At 74.6% G+C, this 1,061-nt stretch carries 3 protein-coding genes; all 3 read right to left on the bottom strand.

Annotated elements, in window-relative coordinates:
* The coding region (locus tag B4K29_RS01915; RefSeq protein ID WP_286966292.1) for a pilus assembly protein TadG-related protein at nt 1-255 on the bottom strand (255 nt) is incomplete at its 3' end.
* A gap of 53 nt (nt 256-308) precedes the next feature.
* On the bottom strand, nt 309-815 hold the full coding sequence (locus B4K29_RS01910) for a pilus assembly protein (RefSeq protein ID WP_239265330.1): 507 nt from the start codon (nt 813-815) through the stop codon (nt 309-311).
* A partial coding sequence (locus tag B4K29_RS01905; RefSeq protein ID WP_286966291.1) for a pilus assembly protein occupies nt 812-1,061 on the bottom strand: 250 nt, incomplete at its 5' end. The genes B4K29_RS01905 and B4K29_RS01910, both read right to left, overlap by 4 nt.

Raw genomic sequence — 1,061 nt, 5'->3', positions numbered from 1 at the left:
GTGCTCACCGGCGACCTCGGCGACGCCCGCGCTCGTGACGGGGACCATCGAGGGCAGGCCCTGGGTGTAGACGCGGTCCTCGTCGATGCGGTCGGCCGCGTCCAGCGCAGCCGAGTCCGCGGCGTCCCACAGCTGGGTGCGGGCCAGCTGCACGGCCGTGATGTCCACACCCACCACGATGAGCATGGCGGCGACCAGCATCATCCCGAGGGACAGCAGCGAGATCGACCCGCGGTCCTCCTCGTCGGTGCCCACGCCCGGGCTGGAGGCGTTCTCACGAGCACCGGTCGCCCCGGGCGCGGACCACCTCACGACTCGCCCCGGAAACGCTCGACGGTCGCCAGGTGCTCACCGTGCACCACGACCTCCGACGGCACCACGCCCCGCACGAAGTCAGGCACCAGCGGCAGCGGGACGCGCAGCGTCGTGGTCGCCCGCACCCGGGCGTCCGGCCCGAGGCAGGGATCGTCCAGGCACGCGACCTGGACCTCTCCGGCCGCGAAGCCGTAGTCCTCGAAGATGATGCGCGCCGCCGCCTGCGCCCGTCCCTGCGCGGCGTCCACGTCGCGGGACTCGGCGAACACGCGGCCCGCGTCGCGGGCGGCCCCGGACACGGCATACGCACCGGCCTGGAGCTGGGCCAGGGTCATGACGAGGTAGAAGAGCGGGACGAGCAGGAGCACCGAGACGCCGATCAGCTCCAGGCTCGCCGACCCGCGGTCGCCCTGCTCGCGCACGTCCCGGCCGAGACGACGGCGCAGCCCTGGCAGCCGGCTCGGCCGGTTCTGCTGCTGCGGCCGAGTGAGCCAGGTCATGACGGTTCCTGCCCCTCGCGATAGGCCCGCCCTGACACGGTCAGCTGCCCGGCCGGCCCGAGGGTCCCGATGACCGGCAGCGGCGCCCGGATCGTCACCTCGACAACCTCGGCCCCGCCGGAGGAGGTGACGCGGGACGAGACGTCCTGGGCGTAGCGGTCCGTGGTGAACCCCCGCACGAGCTCCTGCGCCCGTCCGACCGCCGCGCCGGGATCCACGTCCGCGCGGGCGCCGTGGCGGGCGCCC

This window comes from Arsenicicoccus sp. UBA6765 (assembly GCF_002453335.1).
GTDB lineage: Bacteria > Actinomycetota > Actinomycetes > Actinomycetales > Dermatophilaceae > Arsenicicoccus > Arsenicicoccus bolidensis.
This window is presented reverse-complemented; position numbering and strand designations above follow the sequence as displayed.

What these genes read in the sequence shown, in the direction of transcription:
- B4K29_RS01910 (WP_239265330.1), bottom strand. Translation starts at nt 815, where the DNA reads ATGACCTGGCTCACTCGGCCGCAGCAGCAGAACCGGCCGAGCCGGCTG.